Source organism: Acinetobacter sp. 1130196 (genome assembly GCF_000588095.1).
Classification (GTDB): domain Bacteria; phylum Pseudomonadota; class Gammaproteobacteria; order Pseudomonadales; family Moraxellaceae; genus Acinetobacter; species Acinetobacter nosocomialis.
Genome location: NZ_JFWX01000027.1, coordinates 13,184 through 32,282 on the forward strand (window position 1 = coordinate 13,184; position 19,099 = coordinate 32,282).

Genomic DNA, 19,099 nt, shown 5'->3' on the forward strand with positions numbered 1-19,099 from the left:
GGAGTCAACATGGAAGACGTTTTAATTTGTGATTTTATTCGTACCCCAATTGGACGATATGCAGGTGCCCTAAGTGCAGTACGTGCAGATGATTTAGCTGCATTGCCCATCAAATATTTAAAAGATAAACACCCGAACCTACCGTGGAATACGGTAGACGAAGTATTTTTAGGATGTGCTAACCAAGCAGGTGAAGACAACCGTAACGTTGCACGTATGGCAACACTGTTAGCAGGCTTACCTGATACAGTGCCAGCGATGACAGTCAATCGCCTGTGCGCCTCTGGCTTAGATGCAGTAGGCCTTGCAGCACGCTCAATTAAGGCAGGTGAAGCACAGTTTGTGTTGGCGGGGGGCGTTGAGTCAATGAGTCGTGCGCCATTTGTACAAGCTAAACCAACAGAAGCGTTTAGCCGTACACCTGAAATTTATGACACCACCATTGGCTGGCGCTTTGTAAATAAGCAACTCAAAGCGCAATACGGCACAGACAGCATGCCTGAAACTGCCGAAAATGTAGCTGAAAAATATCAAATTAGTCGTGAAGACCAAGATGCGTTTGCATTGCGTAGCCAACAAAAAACGGCTGCTGCCCAACAAAACGGTTTCTTTAACGACGAGATTTTGCCTGTCGAGATTGTAGACCGTAAGAAAAACGTGAACGTTGTTAATCGCGATGAACATCCGCGTGAAACGACACTTGAAGCACTCGCAAAACTAAAAGCGCCGTTTAAAAAAGAAGGTGGCTCGGTGACTGCCGGAAATGCCTCTGGTGTAAATGACGGAGCAGCCTGTGTGTTAATTGCCAACCGTGAATTTGCAAATGCACATGGTTTAAAACCTTTAGCGCGCGTGATTGGCATTGCAAGTTCGGGGGTTGAACCCAAATATATGGGTATAGGTCCTGTTCCGGCTGTGCAGAAAATTTTAAAGCAAACAGGTTTAACGCTAGATCAGATGGATGTGATTGAACTGAATGAAGCATTCGCAGCCCAATCTTTGGCTTGTATGCGTGAACTCGGTCTAAAAGATGATGATGAACGCGTTAACCCAAATGGTGGTGCGATTGCATTAGGGCATCCGCTAGGTATGAGCGGTACACGCTTAGTGATTACGGCAACACGTGAGCTAAAAAAACGAGGTGGACGCTATGCACTTTGCACGATGTGTGTGGGTGTGGGACAAGGCGTTGCACTGATTTTGGAAAATTTAAATTAATTTAGACGGTTTTAAAAATTACATAATGAGGAGATAGGCGATGGACAGCCTTACAACGGATAATGTTGAACAATTAACACTTGCAGAGCTTAGAGAACTGCAAACTAAACGGTTAAAACAAACCCTGACTTTTGTATATGAAAATAGTCCGGTCTATAAGAAAAAGTTCGATGAAGCAGGTGTACATCCTGATGACTTCGTCACTTTAGACGATCTGGCGAAGTTTCCATTTACCACCAAACAGGATTTAAGAGACAACTATCCGTTTGGGATGTTTGCCGTACCACAAGAGCAAATTGTACGTTTACATGCATCATCGGGTACAACGGGTAAACCGACCGTGGTGGGTTATACCCAAAAAGATATTAATACGTGGTCGGACATTGTTGCGCGTTGCTTACGCATGGCAGGTTTAACCGCGAAAGATATGGTTCAGGTGGCTTATGGCTATGGACTATTTACAGGTGGTTTAGGTGCACATTATGGTGCCGAGCGTTTAGGTGCAACAGTTATTCCAATGTCTGGCGGGCAAACTGAAAAGCAAGTTCAGCTTATTCAAGACTTTAAACCGACTGCAATTATGGTTACGCCATCGTATTGCGTGAGTATTATTGAAAAGCTTGAACAGCAATTTGGAACTGCACGTAATACGTCTTTAAAAGTGGGTATTTTTGGTGCCGAGCCGTGGACCAACGAACTGCGCCGTGAAATTGAAGAACGCTTAAATATTAAAGCACTCGATATTTATGGTTTGTCTGAGGTGATGGGTCCGGGCGTTGCAATGCAGTGTTTAGGTGAGGGCGAGGGACTAACCATTTGGGAAGATCATTTCTACCCAGAAATTATTAACCCTGAAACGGGTGAAGTCTGTAAAGATGGCGAACTTGGCGAGCTAGTCTTTACCACCATTACCAAAGAAGGCTTACCGATTATTCGTTACCGTACCCGTGATTTGACCCGCTTGCTACCGGGTGAAAATCTAGCGATGCGCAAAATGGATAAAATTGTGGGTCGTAGTGACGACATGCTGATTATTCGCGGCGTGAACGTTTTCCCGACTCAGATTGAAGAGCAAATTTTGCAAGTTCCACATTTAGTTCCAAATTATGAAATTTTGGTGACTAAAAAAGGCCATATGGATACTTTGCATATTCGTACAGAGATGTGTCATAACTGTACTATACAGGCCAATCAACTTGCTCAGGAGTTGATGAAACGCATTAAAACCATGATTGGGATTAGCGTTACTGTAGAAGTTGTGACAGAAGCGACCTTACCTCGTTCGGAAGGTAAGGCAAAGCGGGTAATCGATATGCGTCAGATTGCTTAACATCAAGATCATTCAGGGTATAGAATCTATACCCTGAAACTAAACGCCAAGACATGAGTATGAGTGCAAAAATACAGCAAATAATTGATTCTGTTGTAAAGAATGAAACCTTAAGTGGAACTTCGCTTATTTCGACAATTTTTGGAGATTCAGTACTTCATAGAGGTGGAAACATTAGTCTTGCAAGCCTGATTCAGTTATTAGAGCTATTTGGTTTTAATGACCGCGCTGTAAGAACCTCTGTTTTTCGTTTAGTTAAAAATGATTGGTTATGTTCGGACAAAATCGGTAGAACCAGTTTTTATCGCATTCCCGATTCGAGCCGTTCGACTTATTTGCAAGCCGAACAACGTATTTATAACGACCAGATGAAAGAGTGGGATCATTATTGGGACCTTATTCTGATGTCTAGCCTCGACACTGAAAATAAAGCGTTGTTAAAGAAAGAACTCGAATGGTTAGGATTTGCCAATATTTCTACAAACCTAATGGCTTATCCGGGTTGTAACCGTATTGAATTGCAACGCTTGTTGGTTGACTTAAATATGAGTGAGCAAGTGGTGGTGTTTAAAGCCGAAACCTTGCAGCTTTTTAATAATTCGGTCGATACCATTGGTCGTATGCTCAGAACCAACTGGCCCATCGATGAATTACGCCAAAGATATTTACAGTTTCTCGATATTTTTAGAGAAATTGGCGTGTTGCTGATGCAGGAAAACGAACAACTCGAACCGGTTCAGGCCTTTCAAATTCGAACTTTGCTGATTCATTACTATCGACGGATTTTATTGAAAGACCCAGCACTACCGCTTGAGTTGTTGCCAACTGACTGGCCCGCGATTGGTGCACGAACTTTATCAATGAATATTTATAAAAAAGTATTTGAACCTGCCGATGAATACTTCTTGTCTGTTGCCGCAACAGCAGAAGGACCAATGCCAAATGCCACAGCACATTATTGGCGCCGTTTCGGAGGTTTGGTGGCAACAAATGAGAGGTTAAATCATGCCTTGTTATAGTATTGACGGTGTTATTCCCGTGGTCAGCCCAGAGGCTTTTGTACACCCAACTGCTGTTTTAATTGGTGATGTGATTATTGAAGCGGGCGTATATGTAGGGCCATTTGCCTCATTGCGTGCCGATTTTGGCCGTATTCATATTAAGCAAAATGCCAATATACAAGATAGCTGCACCGTACATGGCTTTCCACAAAGCGTGACTTTAGTTGAGGAAATGGGGCACATTGGGCATGGCACAACTTTACATGGCTGCCGCATTGGTAAAAATGTTTTGGTCGGCATGAACAGCGTAATTTTGGACTATGCCGAAATTGGTGAAAACACCATTATTGGTGCAAATAGTCTGGTCAAAACCAAAGATATAATTCCGGCAAATGTTTTGGCAATGGGTAGTCCTGCCAAGGTTGCACGTGATTTATCAGAACAAGAAAAAAAGTGGAAAACCCGCGGTACGCAAGAATACATTGAGCTTGCACAGCGATGCCTAAATTCAATGCAAGAAGTTCAGCCTCTAACTTCAGAGTTGGATGACCGCCTAACCTATAAGGACTTTAGTTCTTCAAACTATCAGATTAAACAAGATAGCGTTTAACGGCTCTTAACAAGTCGATTTCAATATAGATAGATTCATAACACTTAAGGAATACTCGCACGAGTAGGGAGACGTTTGTGCAAAATATGGAAACTACTGCGGTTGATCAATTCGCAGAACTATTGGGTGTACAAGTGCTGCATCGCAGTTTTGATGAAGCGCGTTGCAAGCTTAATGTGAAAGACGAGCACATGAATGCATTGGGCGGCGTACATGGTGGGATCATATTTTCATTAGCTGATATTGCTTTTGCGATGGCTTGTAATGCAGGGGATGCGCCATATACTGGCCTACAGGCTGATATTCGCTATATGAGCGGTGCGAAAGATAGGGTGTTATTTGCAACGGCAACCAAGGTCGGTAGTAGTAAAAAATTTGCGCATTATGAAGTGGTAATCACAGACGGTTTAAATAATAGAGTCGCTTTATTTACATCTACGTGTTACAGGCTTGCGCCGTGATATGCCTTAGATCTAGAACAAAACTTATCAGGTACTCAACTTGTAACCAAAGTGATTAAGACATACGTTAATTCCGTTAAGTGAATAGTCCGTACAGCCTTTATGAATGCACTTGTTTTCTGAAAAGCCTTCATGAGCTAAAACAACTAAGAATTGCTTAATACTGTTTATTCGATTTTGGCTTAAGGTTTGGTTCACATTTGAAAGTTTAATTCCAAAAATAGGTGCTGTTGGTGTATCTGGATAACACTCGAAATACCATGCTTGCTCGCACTCAGAGCAGACATAATAAAACTCACTATAATCAAATTTTGGATGAGTTTCTTCGCATGGAGCCTCTTGAATGATGTAGTGAGGAAACCTATGTTTCATTTCATAATTATGGCTGAAAATATTTGAAAAGCTGTCAGGGCATACAAAAAAATCACCGACATTTTGACATTCACACATAGATTTTTTTCTTTAACGTTTTTCCTAAAAAAACTAAAGGTAGCTTATACGAAATTTATCAGTTCAATAAGTAAAAACCTGAGTATTTCTAATTGGTTGATTAACCAAGTTGTATCTAAACTGCTGCATTAAATCTTTTGAAAGTGGTTGAGGTTGTTGTATCTGCATCATCAAAAGCTGTAAAAACTGTCCGTGGCTAAAAACAGCCAAATTCTTTTGGACATAATTTTCAGTCAATGCCTTTAACTTCTCATGGAAAGCTTGAACTCGTATATATAGATCTTCAAAAGATTCTGCATCATCGGCATCTTTATGCTGATAATCCATTTTCTCCCAGTAAGCATTTACCCAAGCTTTACGATCATCCATATTGGTATTGGCACATTTACGCTCTGACAAATAGCTAAACTCATGCAAATGCTCATCTACTTCAAAATTGAGATTATATTTTTCTAAGAGTGGAAGGGCGGTTTGATGTGTACGCAAATATTGAGACACAATCACATGATCAATCACGGGTAGTTTTGAACACAGTACTTGAGCTTGTTTATGCCCATGTTCACTTAAAGCAATTGAAGCATGTGAAAGGGTCTTACCATTAATATTGGCTTCACTTTCAGCATGTCGGATTAGAAAAATACTCATGTTAATTCCGTTGAACTCTATAGATTGCTGGGTTTAATCTAAAGATTACTATTCTTAAAAATTGAGATAAGGAAATTTTTTTAATGTGAACTTTGTTAGAAAGTAAAAAACTGAAAAACATTTTTTAATTATATTTGCATTTTTCTATTAATTTCATTGAACTTACAACACGGATCAGTCATTACTGGGTTGGATAAACTGTAAACATTTCTATAAAATCTAGCACAGCTATTAGAATATTTAGTACTTAAAAATGAAGAAAATTTTTATAACTACTTTCTTAGTGATAGTACTGCTTTTGGGCTACTATGTTGCTATGGTAGGAGTATTAAAAGGTTGGATGAATAATTTCTGCCAAAGAAAATATTGCTTGGAGTTTTTATCATTAGGTGATTATTTATCAATTTTGATCGCAGTAATTGGCCTAGTGTTTGTCGTACAATCACTAGATGCTTGGAAAGAACAAGATAAATTTTTAAATGCAAGAAATATATGTAATCAGCTTATAAAATTTCAGGATTTATGCGAATTCGATCTCATATTATTAATTCAAGAGAAACAAAATGAAATAAATCAATTAGCTTCTTTAGAAGAACAGAGGAAATTTTTAAAAAACACTTTTTTTGAATTGGGATTATTTCAAATAAATCAAGAGCTAGATGAAAGGTTAAGACAATCTAATTGTTTGTATAAAAGTGAATTAAATGAGATTTATAAAGTATTAAATCAATGTTTGAATAAAATGTTTACGAATATAGAAAATGAAAAAAGAAGTTTTCATAATATTGATAGTTTTTTAAATCGAGCTATTCGTGATGATATTAAAGAAGTTAATAATAAATTAATGCAAATAACTCAGAAATTAAATAAAAAGATAAATTAGGTTTATATCAAATTAACAAATGATTCCTAGTCTAAAAAATAGCCTCCCGTAGTTGTTTTTTATTTCCCCTTTTAAACCCTCACTTAAAAATAATGCACTCATTCTTGACTGCAAAAGGGGAGATCTTATTTTTATGTTTTTAGCATTTGCTATTTTTTGCTAAAACTAATTCCTGACTTTCATTGTAAAAAGTTAAGGTATAGCTTTTTAAAGTTTTCCCATTTGAACTGATAAAAAATTTGCCTGAGACTGGAACTTTCCATTCAGAGTCGACATTACTTGCCAAGCCAATCCATGCGTGTCCATTAAAAGTAAATACTCGTTCATTTTCTATATGAAAGTCTTCAAAATAAATGGCATCACACCAAAATTTGTCGGCATTATCAAAGTCTTTTTTAGAGAATTTCCAACAACTTAAAATTGAAAAGTTACTTTCAAACCATTCATCTTTGTAGTTGAGGTGAATATAGTTATGAATGGCCTCGGCTGTAAGTTTCTCTAATTGTAGAACCCTTCGTTGAATACGTCTTTTACTCGAATAAATGAACTTTGTGTGTTTTTCTTCTTGGTATTCATTTCTTTCCATAGTTTTAGATATGATCTATTGGCTTGAATAAAGTTAGTATATTAAACCTAGTATAAAACATCTGAGTACATTTATATTGAAAAGTTTTTCTCAGATAGAATTTTTTATACTTCAGATAACGTCGATTGTGTTAAATAGAAGAATTTATGATTCTAAATGAATGTGTAAAAAGTAAAATTTTCCCTTATTTTCCCAAAAAAATTGATAATTTGGGCCGCCTTCATCAGGACTATTAGGGACAATTTTAGAACAACCTAAGATTTCATAACTATTTGTAGTATTTTCAAAATTTAAAGTACATAAGTATTCTTTCAAGAGTTTGGCACTTAAGCTCGCTGGAGATTCTTTTAAAATCATATCTAATTGATTTATTAGACCATTAGCTTGTATTACTAATTCTTCGATGGATATTTCTTTAAACTCTGTATTAACAATCCATTCTCTAAATGAATAGTCTGCTCTTGTCTCTTTATTCAGAATACATGCAAGTAACTCATTAAAATTGTCTTCATAGTAAAACAAATCCAAGCAAAAAAATTGAATATAGCTTGCTTGTTCAGTATGAATATACAAATGTAAAAAATCATCTCCATAGTAAATAGGATCTTTTACTTCTGTTATCTTACTTATTTGGAAGTCTAATTTTTTCATACTGAATAATTTAGATTATTTAAAATCAACATAATATACCTTATACGTAATCTTTCTAGCTCAAATAAAACATTCCATCTTAAGGCTGTTTTTATTTCCCCACTTAACAATAACCCACTAATTATTTAGCCTTACTTTTCTAATGATTTAATTTAAAACAAATGGCATTTTGTGTGCTTGACTGTAAAAGGGTTGGGCACTATTCTTTGCCTGCTGGCCACATTGCCAGACGGTCGTCGCGGACCGTGGTGAAAGATCACATCAGAGTTATACCGTCTGAGGGATACTCTTATGTGTAAACTCCTCGTCTCCTCCCGTAGCGGTAGGACGGGAGAGGGACACCTTCGGGTGTGCTGGTTATCTTTCCCAGTCCGCGAACCCTTTCTCGTTCTGCCACCCTAATTTTAATGTTTTGGCAGAACTCCCAATAAAAAAGGAGTTGGCTTTGCACATCCATTATTTCTTGGCTATCAATGCCAAAAGCTATAACGACACAGCTTAAAAATTAAAGCAGCTTGATTGCCTTTAGGGTTTTCAGGCTTAAAGTCATTTTTACTTAAAACTTAGCAACAACAAACTTGAGATGTGCCAAGCACCGTCTTACGGCTTTGCTGTGCCTTTTTTCTCCCAAAAGTGGCACAGGCTTTTTTCTCTTTTAGAAACAACAAGAATTTATAACGGAAAAATTATGCGAAATTTAGAAATCTCTTCCAAAAAATTACAGGTTATTCAAACTGCAATCCAACTCTTTACCACTCGCGGCTTTCACACCGTAGGTGTAGACCTGATTGCTAAACAATCCCAAATCACCAAATCTACGTTTTATAAATATTTTGGCTCAAAAGAACGCTTAGTTGAAATGTGCATCGCCTTTCAAAAAAGCCTGCTCAGAGAGAAAGTGCTCGCTATTATTTACTCAAGCCGTTATTACGCGTCAAAAGATAAACTCAAAGAAATTATTGTATTACATACTAATTTAAACAGCCTCTATAACCTTTTACTAAAAGCTATTTTTGAAATAAAACTACTTCACCCGCAGGCTTACCGTATGGCGGTTGAGTACCGAAGGGGGCTGCCCCATAAATTTTTTGCCTTTTTTTTGAGGGGAAAAACCCGGGAGCCACAATTCGATGCCAACATGGTGGTAAACCTGATAGACGGTTTATTGCTACAAGTTTTAGGCTCGAACAGTTTGGATGAACGAGATGTGGTGTTGGATTGTTTTCTAAATTCTTTTGCTAGAAATTTTAGCCCACGATTACGGGAAGCATAAGCCCTAATGATAAATAGCGATTAGATGAGCTTTGAGCATTGCAATATCAGACCAATAAGTTGACTTCAAAACGTGGCTTAAGTGGTCTGAGGTCAAGTTTTTTTAAAGATACTTAAGCAATATGGTTTGCGTAACTTCAATCAAATACTGAAATATTTCGAATCAGCATATGAGTTGCCTAAGTGAGTCATCGTCTCGTGCAAAAGTATGCTGAATATAAATAGAGGAGTCATTCATGGGTACGCGTTCAACCATTATGGATACCAATAGCTTTCGTCCAGAACATGCTGCTGATCTGGACCATGCTACCCGCAAACTGACCGATAAAAGAAATAAAATTTTAGGTGAATCCTATCGCTTGTTTTATCGTAATCCCGTGCATCTGGTGAAAGGACAGGGGCAATATTTATGGGATGCAGCAGGTCATCAATATCTGGATGTTTACAACAACGTTGCCAGTATTGGTCATTGTCATCCTGCCGTGATTGAAGCGGTAAATGAGCAAATGAAAATGCTCAATACCCATACTCGCTATTTACATGAAAATATTTTGGATTATACCGAAGAACTTTTACAGACCACTCCCGATGAAATTGACCGTGCCATGTATATGTGTACTGGTTCGGAGGCGAATGATTTAGCGATTCGTATTGCACGTGAATATAGCGGCGGTACAGGAATCATTGTGTCTCAAGAGTCGTATCATGGAACCAGTAGCTTAACCTCAGGATGCTCTCCAGCGCTTGGAACTGAGCAACCTTTAGATGCTACAACTCGTCTAGTTCCGGCACCTGATTATTATCGAATTCAAACTGATGATTTAGGCACATGGTTTGCACAGCAGATCCAGCAACAAATTGACGATATGAACGCAAAAGGGATCAAGTTTGCAGGTTTTTTAGCGGACTCAATATTCTCTTCTGACGGTGTGATGCCTAATCCTGTTGGGTTCTTACAAAAAGCGGTTGATGTTGTGCATGCCAATGGCGGTATCTTTATTGCTGACGAAGTACAACCGGGTTTCGCACGCACTGGCGATTCGTTCTGGGGCTTTGGTCGACACAATGTTGTGCCTGATATCATTACCACAGGTAAACCAATGGGTAACGGAGTTCCAGTGTCAGGGCTTTTAGCCAAGAGTGAAGTTCTTGCTGCTTTTAGCGATAAAATTCCATATTTTAATACCTTTGGTGGTAATCCTGTTTCTATGGCAGCGGCACAGGCGGTACTTAAAGTCATTCAGGAAGAAGAATTACAAACCCATAGCAAATATGTGGGGGGGCTACTTCTAAAAGAACTCACTAAACTTATGGATAAACATGAGATGGTCGGTGATGTCCGTGGCGCTGGTCTATTTATAGGATTTGAACTGGTTAAAGATAGAGCCACAAAAGAGCCGAATAAAGCATTGGCTTTGAATCTTATTGAGGAACTCAGAAATACTCATCGAGTTTTAACCTCAGTTGCAGGTCCTTATGGCAACGTATTAAAACTGCGCCCACCTTTGGCTTTCCAAATAAAAGATATCGATTGGTTAGTCGGTGCTTTGGATCAAGCCTTAACAAAATTAAAGTAAGTCGCTTAAATATAAAACATACCCTTCAAGTTGGATGTTAAATCTAATTTGAGGGGTATTTTGTTGTTCAATTATTTTATTCGTCTTTAGAAGTTATCTCGAATTGCGTAAATAATAAAAAGGCCTTTATTCAAGGCCTGTATTTGCAAGGTTTTAGTGTCTTAATTGACGTGGTGTAACACCAAACCAGCGCTTAAATGCACGAGATAAAGCACTTACTTCTGAGTAACCTAGCAGGAATGCCATTTCTGAAATTGGAATATTTTTCTGTTTAATATAATGTTCAGCCAATTCACAACGGACCTGATCGACTAAATGGGTAAAGGTGAGTCCTTCATTTTTTAAACGGCGGGTAAGGGTGCAACTCGTTAAACCAATATCATGAGCGATTTTTTCAAGGTTTGGTTCACCTTCACTCAGTTCAAGTTGGATGTGAGAACGAACCTGATCTGCAAGACTTTGACTTTGAGAAGAGCGATTGAGTAACAACAGCGTATCTAAAATTACTGTTAATAAAATAGAATCACGCCCCGGCATAGTATGCTGGACGTCTTTTTTTGAAATGATGATGGAGTTAAAAGGCTGATCAAAATAAACAGGCGCGTTAAATAATTTACTATGTTCTTGCCAGAATTCAGGTCGAGTATGCTCAAAGTGAATCGCGCGAGGTGAATAATGAGGACCCATCACTTCACGAATCACATTCATAAACATGCCCATGGTCAGTTCTGCATCTTGGCGGCGAGTTAAAATTGCGCCGTGTTGAACCTGATAATCTATGCGCCAGCTATCTCCCAAATCGACCATTCGATTAAGGGTATCTTTCTGATGCAAATAAAAATTATTGGTCATGTTCATGAGTGCAGACTCTAATGTGTTTGAACAAAGACCAATGTACCCAATGAGCCCTAATGATTTCGGTTGAAACTGTTGACCATAATGCAGGCCAAAATTATCACAACCAGAAACCAGCGCTGCTTGTTCTAGCACCTTGCAATAATTGGGTAGTTGTAAGCTTAGAGTTGGGCTGATTAAAAGTTCAGGATTAATACCACTAATACCTAAAACGCGATCAACATCGGCACCTTTTTGACAAATAAACTCGCTTAATCCAGAGGCAGCTGCAGACAATACACCTTGATTACACATATTTGAGTCGACAAGATGAGCTGGGTTGAGATGTAACATGTCAAGTCTCATGATATTTATTCCTAACTATTCTTATATTAAGCAAAAGCCATACCAGTTTTTGCTTACGTCCATGATTTTGTGTTGTTAAAAGTTTTTATAAAATAATGACTTATGTGTTGCTGTTTTAAGTTTCAGGCTTGATTCTTTAAGAAGAGATCAAGAGTTGTATTTTAGGTTGGGTAGCGAACTAAAAGAAGGCAGAAAATGCATTAGAGATAGGCAAACAGGGCAGAACTAAAACAAGAAATTAAGCGGCTTCTCATGCATACAACATGTATTGTAGGCATGAGAAAATAAGTGAAATACTAATTTTTTGTAGTTTTCGCCGTTTGCGCACCATAACTTAAACTAGCCATTGAGGGTCTAAATTGACCTGTGTTGGCATCGCGGCCCTGTAGTAAGAACTTAGTATTGGCTTGACCGTAGCTCTGCACAGCTTGCTGAGAAAACTTGCCGATATCAGAACTTGGACTGCGCAATCGATTAATAATTAGTACCTTCTGAGTCGCCGCAAAATCTTGCATCATATTTTGATCGCCTTCACTGTCACCCGCGATAAAAATTGGCCCGTAACCATATTTAGAGACTAAAAAACGCTGGATGGTTGCAGTTTTGCCTTTACCTTGAGTTTGCGCATAGCCATGACGAAACTCGGGTAAAATTCGGTTTTGTGCATCTCGTTCCAACTCCATGGCATAGGCATTTTTTTCATTAATGTTATAGCCGATCTCTGGATTAGAAATAATTTCCTTAATCACATCAATAAAAGATGCCGAGCATACATAGACATCAATGCCATTGTCCTGAAAGGCCTTAAATAGATTTTGCATTTCACGGTATGGCCTTAAACCATTTTCCCAAGTGGTTTTCACAACGCCTGCTTGGCCCGAAAGTGCTACGGGAGAAGCCCATGCCACAGGTCCAATCGGTTGCTGCATTTGCCAAGCCACCGTTGCTTTTACCAAATTACGGACTTCTTGTTCGGTAAGCCCAGTAAATAAATAAGTGACCCATGGATATGCAACTTCATGATCAAAGGTGTCTCCAATTGCCGCATATAGATATCTCATTTTAGTAATGAAATCGAGATAATGCGGATCTTGTTTAATTTGATCCAGACTTTGCTTACCTTTGAGACCGCTATAGTGGTGATAAAGCCATGTGTAGCTCGCAATAATATCTGGGGCAATTTTATCAATATTGACGGCTTGGCCTTGCTGGTTATTGTAGGCCGCTTCAAAGTTTTGCGAGCTAATTCCTTTACGAATAATCTGATTAAGCTGTTCTGGCGTGACATTAAACGCTAAGTGTTCAAGCTGATAAATTAAAGTTGCTTCTTCGATGTCTAAAAATACCGAGGTATTGTCAAAGTCAGTGACAATATACGGGCGTTTTTCAGGGTTATAGTTCGGGCTATCTTTTCCATAGCTAGCAATTAATTGATTAAGTTGGTCAAAGTTAAAAGCGTCCCATTGACCTTTTTGAATATATTCCTTTTGGGGAATAGTGACTGCGGGAGATGTGCTTTGTAGAGGGTTGTAGTTACATGCGCTTAGAGCAATCATGCTTGCCAGACTACTGGTGAGTAATAGTGCTTTGGCAACTTTGCTCAGTTGATGGGTAGCTTGCATAAACCCTTCCTTTAAATTCTATAAAATTTAAAAACTAAAAATTGAAAATGAAGAAAAGCGATCTAAATCACTTTTCAAAGTCCGACAGGCATTTGTCCGTTTAGATATTTTTTGCAGAGACGCACAGTTTCATTGGACCATTGGTCTCCAAGACTTTGAGCCATTTCTGTTTGTGCGTGAGAACCATTCCAAGCCATCATTTGAATGCGGCGTTGCATAATAAAAGTCGGGATCATTTCATATTCTTCAGACTGAATATGACCTACGCGCTCGTAGCCTTTTAACCAGTAATCAACCCAATGAGGTGCATTTGCATAGTGTTCATTGAAGCTAATCGCAGCAGCAAGGTCATGCATAAACCAGCTCATTCCGCAGTCATCAAAATCGATCACGCCGATACGTTCTTGTTGTAGTAATAGATTGGTTAAACGCAAATCGGCATGAATCAGGCCATAGCGTTCTTGGGTTTTGCCAAAGAAATTTAAATCTTTCGAAATCTGTGTAATGGCTTCTTCAATCACGCCGTGATCTTGTGGTCTTAAATGAGGGGCATTTTTCCAATTTCCCCAGTGTCCATCTGCACCGACCATGGTTTCATGATTCCACACAATACGTTGAAAGTTTTCAGGCGCTTGCCATGTCTTACTATGTACGTGCAACTTTGCGGTAATTTGTCCTAATTGCTCAAATGCAGTGGGGTCAACTTCAACAGTCGGCATATCGCCCTCAACCCAGTTGAAAAGTACCGCATAACGATAAATATCATTCGATAGCTTTAAAGTGATGACGCGCTCACCCGATTGATCTGCAATCGCAACAGGAACTTGGATTCCACTCGCATTTAAAGCATCTAACCATTCAAGCTCACTTTGTATATCGAGTTTGCTGTGATAGTTCGGACGGTGAATTCGAAGTGCATATCGGGCAGATCCAGTCGAAACTTGATAGGTTGCATTTTCAGACTGACACAGTAGTTTGACCTGTCCTTGATAGTCTGATGGATATTGCTTAATTGCTTGTTCTGCCAGTATTTGTAATTGAACTTGGCTTAAAAATTCATTTTGTTCTACAGACATAACCCATCTCCTCAATTTAATTTTTAAACACGTTTCGTGTTGAGATGCCGTCGATCTTATAAAAGAAAAAATGAATCAACTTGACTTCAAGTGGTCGGGGAGATGTTTTGCTGTCAAGTTTTATGAATATCTTTTGCGCAACTATTGGTGGTGTAAATTTAGTCGATAAGGCATACGACAATGAAAGAGTCAGAATTAAGCGTAGATGTTGGTGCTTTACAACAGGACGCAGAGTATTTTGCAAAACGTCAGTTAAAAAAGGGGGCAGTAGGTTGGTTACTTTTAGTGGGGTTGGGTGTTTCTTACGTCATTTCGGGTGACTTTGCAGGTTGGAATTTTGGACTGGCACAAGGCGGCTGGGGGGGACTCTTTATTGCAACAGTCATCGTCGCGTTTATGTATCTTTGCATGAGCTTTGTGATGTCTGAGATGTCAACAATGTTGCCCACTGCTGGTGGTGGCTATAGTTTTGCCCGCGTTGCATTTGGTCCTTTTGGAGGCTACCTCACAGGAACTGCGATTTTAATTGAATATGCAATTGCACCTGCTGCCATTGCCGTATTTATTGGGTCATATTGCCAATCACTCTTTGGAGTTGGCGGCTGGGCTGTTTATTTAATTTGCTATTTAGTTTTTATGGGTATTCATCTGAAAGGTGCAGGTGAAGCGCTGAAAATCATGTTTGGAATTACCGCCGTTGCTTCTATTGCACTGGTTGTATTCATTGTTGCGATGCTTCCACATTTTGACAGTGCTCGTTTGTTTGATATTCCAGTCAGTTCTCATGCAGGTGCGAGTCGCTTTTTACCGTTTGGCTATATGGGAATATGGGCCGCAGTACCTTATGCAATCTGGTTTTTTCTTGCAGTTGAAGGAGTGCCACTGGCAGCCGAAGAAGCAAAAGATCCAGTACGTTCATTGCCACGAGGCTTGATTGGTTCAATGCTGATATTGGCATCGTTTGCACTTCTAATATTATTTTTAGGAGCAGGCGCAGCGGGTTCAAATGCATTAAAAAATTCGGGAGCACCTTTAGTTGATGCGCTCATTGCGGTGTATGGTCAGCACACATGGTTGGCAAGCTTTGTTAACTTTGTAGGTCTTGCTGGACTTGTCGCAAGTTTCTTCTCAATTATTTATGCATATTCACGTCAGATCTTTGCATTGTCACGTGCGGGATATTTACCAAAAAACTTATCGCTTACCAATGAAAATAAAGCGCCATATTGGGCCATTATTATTCCGGGCATTATTGGCTTTTTACTCTCTTTAACAGGTGAGGGTGACCTGCTCATTTTAATGGCAGTATTCGGCGCAACCATTTCTTATGTGTTGATGATGCTCTCACATATCAAATTACGTTTGTCTCGCCCTGAATTACCACGCCCTTATAAAACGCCTGGAGGAATATGGACGTCTTGTATCGCCTTGATTCTTGCTGCTGTTGCTGTAGTGGCAGGGGTAATGGTGAATCCAAAAGTTTGGTTATTGGCCGCGCTGATTTATGTCGGATTTATACTTTATTACTTGTTATATAGCCGTCACCATTTAGTGAAAGGTACGCCTGAACAAGAGTTCGCCATGATTGATGACTGAGTTTGAGTGCATTAAAAATAAAGAGGCTTCGGCCTCTTTTTAGCTTTTATAAGTTATATCTCACTCAACGTATCTTTAACAATTTTAAAGGCAGGGGACATTAAGCGACGGCTCGTATAAAACAAATAAAAAGGTGGCAAGGTAACAGCGTGTTGGTCTAATAAACTTACTAATTTTTTTTCTTCTAAAGCTGGTTTCACTAGAAAGTAGGGCAAATAAGCTACTGCGCAACCATCAAGTACAGCATCAAGCATTTCATCTAAACTGGTCATGACCAGTTGAACGGGGCCTCTAAAAAATACACTTTTATTTTTATCTTTAAACTCCCATGCCATTAAAGAGTTATCAGTTAAAAGACGGATATAAATACCTTTGTGCTTTTTTAGATCGTCTACAGATTGTGGTGTTCCGTACTTTTCTAAATATTCAGGTGAAGCGACCAATCGGAAGGGAATTTCTTTACTAATCGGAACCGCAATTAAATCTTTTTCTACCAAGTTTCCAACACGTACTCCAGCATCATATCCTTCTTTTGCAATATCAATTCGTCTGTTTTCTGAAGTCAGTTCCAAAGATATATCGGGATATTGTTTTACAAGCTTTTTAAGCTTTGGCCATAAATAATACTTAATGGTAAATGCATCGGCAGAAATACGCACATGACCACTTGGCAGGTCTTTCATCGAGCTAATTTGTTCTATGCCTAAGTCAATATTTTCAATGTTTTGACCGACGAGCTCTATAAGGCGCGAACCTGCTTCTGTAAGGGTGAGACTACGGGTAGAACGGTTTAATAGCTTTATCCCTAATTGTGCTTCAAGATTATTAATACTCTGGCTTACAGCCGATTGGGTCACGCCCATATATGCCGCAGCTTTCGTAAAATTTTTAGTTTTTACTACTTCAGAAAATGTTTTTAAATCATTCAGATTAATTTTCATGATTCATAAGTTCTACTAATAGTTACGATCAGATTATAGCATTTAATCAGAATAATATTTGCTTGTTACTATGTTTTTCATGAAGTTCAACACAGGTGAGTCAACAATGAAAAACGTAAAAATTAAAGCACCTTATTGGGAAATCGCAGCAAATCTCTATTTCCCAGAAAATTTTGATGAAAGTATTCAATACCCAGCAATTATTAGTGGACACCCAATCGGAAGCTGTAAAGAACAAACCTCTGGAAATGTATATGGTGCAGCATTAGCAAAAGCTGGCTTTATTGTGATTGCATTTGATGCAAGTTTTCAGGGTGAAAGTGGCGGTGAACCACGTTCAATAGAAAATCCGGTACTTCGTGTAGAAGACTTCCGTTTAGTGACGGATTATTTGATGACGCTGAACTATGTCGATGAAAACCGAATTGGCGTATTAGGAATTTGCGGGGGCGGTGGTTACGCACTCAATGTTGCAATGACCGAAAAACGGATTAAGGCGGTTGCTACAGTAGACGCTATAAATTTTGGTCGCTTGTCGAGAGAAGGCTTTAGCAACTGGAATCCTTTAGAGAAACTAGAGCTTATTGCAAAACAACGTACTGCCGAAGCTCGCGGAGAAACAAGAAGAATCGATGATTTGCTGCCAAGTTCTGTTGAAGAAGCCAAATCGGCTGGAATAACAGATATTGATGTACTAGAAGCAACAGACTATTACAAAACCGATCGTGGCTATCAACCAAATGGTGTTGCTAAAACATTATTTTCACATTCGGCTGTGGCAATTGGTTGGGATGCATTTCACTTAGCTGAAGTATTACTTACACAGCCTTTATTGCTGATTACAGGTGATAAGGTCGGTGGTTTTGGTTCATATCGAGACAGTTTGGAAATCTATGGTCGAGCACGTTCACAAAATAAAGAGCTTGTGATTGTAGAAGGTTGGTCTCACTACGATTTATATGACAAGCCTGAACCCGTGGCACAAGCATTAGCAAAACTCATCCCATTTTTTCAAAAAAATATCTAAGTTAAGCCTATAAAGGAGCTAGCCATGAATACAGTTAAATTTCAAAATTCAAATGGTCAAGATATTACTATTGCAGCAAATATTCACTATCCATCAAACTTTGATGAAACACAAAAGTACGTAGCAATTGTTGTTGCTCATCCGGGTGGAGGCGTAAAAGAGCAGACCGCAGGTTTGTATGCGTCCAAGCTCGCTGAACAAGGTTTTATTGCAATTGCATTTGATGCAAGTTTTCAGGGCGAAAGTACAGGTTTACCTCGCCAGTTAGAAAATCCTTACATTCGTACAGAAGACATTAGTGCCGTGATTGATTACTTAACCACCTTAAGTTATGTCGATCAAAACCGTATTGGGGCAATGGGTATTTGTGCGGGCGGTGGATATGCCGCAAATGCAGCAATCAATGACCGCCGTATTAAAGCAGTAGGTACGGTAAGTGCAGTGAATATTGGTTCAATGTTCAGAAATGGTTGGGAAAACACAGTTAAAGATGCAGATGCTATTCCATATATCCAAGCGGGTTCAGATGCGCGTACAGCAGATGCAAATAGTGGAAATGTTGCAACCATTCCGCTTGCACCTTTAAAAGAAGAAGATGCACCGAATGAAGAGCTTCGTCAGGCGTGGGAATATTACCATACGCCAAGAGCTGAGCACCCTAACTCACCAGGGGTTGCAACAGCCCGTAGCTTAACTCAAATTATTACTTACGATGCTTATAACAAAGCTGAAGCTTTCTTAACTCAACCATTAATTGCAATTGCTGGAAGTGTTGCATGTAGTAAATGGATGAGTGAAGACCTAATTCAGCGTGCTGCAAGTCAGGATAAAACTTTACATATTATTGAAGGTTCAAACCACATGGAGTTATATGACATTCCTAAATATGTAAATGAAGCTTCGAACGTACTTGCTGATTTCTTTAAAATGAAATTATAAAATTAACATTATTT

Annotated in this window: 19 protein-coding genes; 11 read left to right on the top strand and 8 right to left on the bottom strand. The window is 39.0% G+C overall.

Annotated features, from left to right (window positions below):
• The first annotated feature begins 9 nt into the window (after positions 1-9).
• The 5 genes from pcaF (at position 10) to J671_RS17425 (ending at position 4,620) form a co-directional block, all read left to right on the top strand.
• Positions 10-1,218, top strand: a complete 1,209-nt coding sequence (gene pcaF, locus J671_RS17405; RefSeq protein ID WP_004887781.1) for a 3-oxoadipyl-CoA thiolase — start codon at positions 10-12, stop codon at positions 1,216-1,218.
• A gap of 40 nt (positions 1,219-1,258) precedes the next feature.
• Positions 1,259-2,548 carry a phenylacetate--CoA ligase PaaK gene (paaK, locus tag J671_RS17410; protein ID WP_000377865.1) on the top strand — a complete coding sequence of 430 codons (1,290 nt, stop codon included), beginning with the start codon at positions 1,259-1,261 and terminating at the stop codon, positions 2,546-2,548.
• Between the two features lie 53 nt (positions 2,549-2,601).
• On the top strand, positions 2,602-3,567 hold the full coding sequence (locus J671_RS17415; protein ID WP_081404925.1) for a PaaX family transcriptional regulator C-terminal domain-containing protein: 966 nt from the start codon (positions 2,602-2,604) through the stop codon (positions 3,565-3,567).
• A complete protein-coding gene (locus tag J671_RS17420; protein ID WP_004887777.1) occupies positions 3,554-4,159 on the top strand; it encodes a DapH/DapD/GlmU-related protein in 606 nt (201 codons plus the stop codon). Before J671_RS17415 ends, J671_RS17420 begins: the two co-directional genes overlap by 14 nt.
• Positions 4,160-4,236: 77 nt before the next feature.
• Positions 4,237-4,620 (top strand): PaaI family thioesterase, encoded by a 384-nt coding sequence (locus J671_RS17425; RefSeq protein WP_004887775.1) that lies wholly within the window; start codon positions 4,237-4,239, stop codon positions 4,618-4,620.
• 27 nt (positions 4,621-4,647) lie between these two features.
• Here J671_RS17425 and J671_RS17430 read toward each other — a convergent pair whose 3' ends face one another.
• Entirely contained in the window at positions 4,648-5,070 is a 423-nt protein-coding gene (locus tag J671_RS17430; protein WP_004887773.1) for a hypothetical protein, read from the bottom strand.
• A gap of 63 nt (positions 5,071-5,133) precedes the next feature.
• Positions 5,134-5,715, bottom strand: coding sequence for a histidine phosphatase family protein (locus tag J671_RS17435; RefSeq protein WP_004887771.1), 582 nt, complete (start codon positions 5,713-5,715; stop codon positions 5,134-5,136).
• A 253-nt stretch (positions 5,716-5,968) separates the two neighbouring features.
• Between J671_RS17435 and J671_RS17440 the strand changes: the two genes are divergently transcribed.
• Positions 5,969-6,598, top strand: a complete 630-nt coding sequence (locus J671_RS17440) for a hypothetical protein (RefSeq protein ID WP_004887769.1) — start codon at positions 5,969-5,971, stop codon at positions 6,596-6,598.
• A 139-nt stretch (positions 6,599-6,737) separates the two neighbouring features.
• On the opposite strand, the gene J671_RS17445 is transcribed toward J671_RS17440, so the two are convergent.
• Positions 6,738-7,184, bottom strand: coding sequence for a hypothetical protein (locus J671_RS17445; protein WP_004887767.1), 447 nt, complete (start codon positions 7,182-7,184; stop codon positions 6,738-6,740).
• 144 nt (positions 7,185-7,328) lie between these two features.
• The gene (locus tag J671_RS25960; RefSeq protein ID WP_004887766.1) at positions 7,329-7,835 is read right to left on the bottom strand and encodes a hypothetical protein; all 507 of its coding nucleotides are present in this window, start codon (positions 7,833-7,835) and stop codon (positions 7,329-7,331) included.
• 688 nt (positions 7,836-8,523) lie between these two features.
• Here J671_RS25960 and J671_RS17455 point away from each other — a divergent pair.
• Both J671_RS17455 and J671_RS17460 read left to right on the top strand, forming a co-directional pair.
• Positions 8,524-9,108 (top strand): TetR/AcrR family transcriptional regulator, encoded by a 585-nt coding sequence (locus J671_RS17455; protein ID WP_031982964.1) that lies wholly within the window; start codon positions 8,524-8,526, stop codon positions 9,106-9,108.
• Between the two features lie 235 nt (positions 9,109-9,343).
• Positions 9,344-10,684, top strand: coding sequence for an aspartate aminotransferase family protein (locus J671_RS17460; RefSeq protein ID WP_004887762.1), 1,341 nt, complete (start codon positions 9,344-9,346; stop codon positions 10,682-10,684).
• A 153-nt stretch (positions 10,685-10,837) separates the two neighbouring features.
• Here J671_RS17460 and J671_RS17465 read toward each other — a convergent pair whose 3' ends face one another.
• The 3 genes from J671_RS17465 to J671_RS17475 all read right to left on the bottom strand — a co-directional run bounded on the left by J671_RS17465 (position 10,838) and on the right by J671_RS17475 (position 14,582).
• Complete coding sequence (locus J671_RS17465; RefSeq protein WP_009501085.1) at positions 10,838-11,872, bottom strand: AraC family transcriptional regulator; 1,035 nt, start codon at positions 11,870-11,872, stop codon at positions 10,838-10,840.
• A gap of 308 nt (positions 11,873-12,180) precedes the next feature.
• Positions 12,181-13,506: a hypothetical protein gene (locus J671_RS17470; RefSeq protein WP_004887757.1), complete on the bottom strand. Its 1,326-nt coding sequence runs from the start codon at positions 13,504-13,506 to the stop codon at positions 12,181-12,183.
• Positions 13,507-13,580: 74 nt separating this feature from the next.
• Positions 13,581-14,582 carry a phosphotransferase enzyme family protein gene (locus J671_RS17475; RefSeq protein WP_004887756.1) on the bottom strand — a complete coding sequence of 334 codons (1,002 nt, stop codon included), beginning with the start codon at positions 14,580-14,582 and terminating at the stop codon, positions 13,581-13,583.
• 180 nt (positions 14,583-14,762) lie between these two features.
• On the opposite strand from J671_RS17475, the gene eat reads away from it, so the two are divergent.
• Positions 14,763-16,178: an ethanolamine permease gene (gene eat / locus J671_RS17480; RefSeq protein ID WP_031959454.1), complete on the top strand. Its 1,416-nt coding sequence runs from the start codon at positions 14,763-14,765 to the stop codon at positions 16,176-16,178.
• 53 nt (positions 16,179-16,231) lie between these two features.
• Here the strand turns inward: eat and J671_RS17485 are convergent, their stop codons facing one another.
• Entirely contained in the window at positions 16,232-17,119 is an 888-nt protein-coding gene (locus J671_RS17485) for a LysR family transcriptional regulator (protein WP_004887754.1), read from the bottom strand.
• Positions 17,120-17,225: 106 nt separating this feature from the next.
• Between J671_RS17485 and J671_RS17490 the strand changes: the two genes are divergently transcribed.
• The gene (locus tag J671_RS17490; protein WP_004887753.1) at positions 17,226-18,146 is read left to right on the top strand and encodes an alpha/beta hydrolase; all 921 of its coding nucleotides are present in this window, start codon (positions 17,226-17,228) and stop codon (positions 18,144-18,146) included.
• Between the two features lie 24 nt (positions 18,147-18,170).
• On the top strand, positions 18,171-19,085 hold the full coding sequence (locus J671_RS17495) for an alpha/beta hydrolase (protein ID WP_004887752.1): 915 nt from the start codon (positions 18,171-18,173) through the stop codon (positions 19,083-19,085).
• The last annotated feature ends 14 nt before the right edge of the window (positions 19,086-19,099 follow it).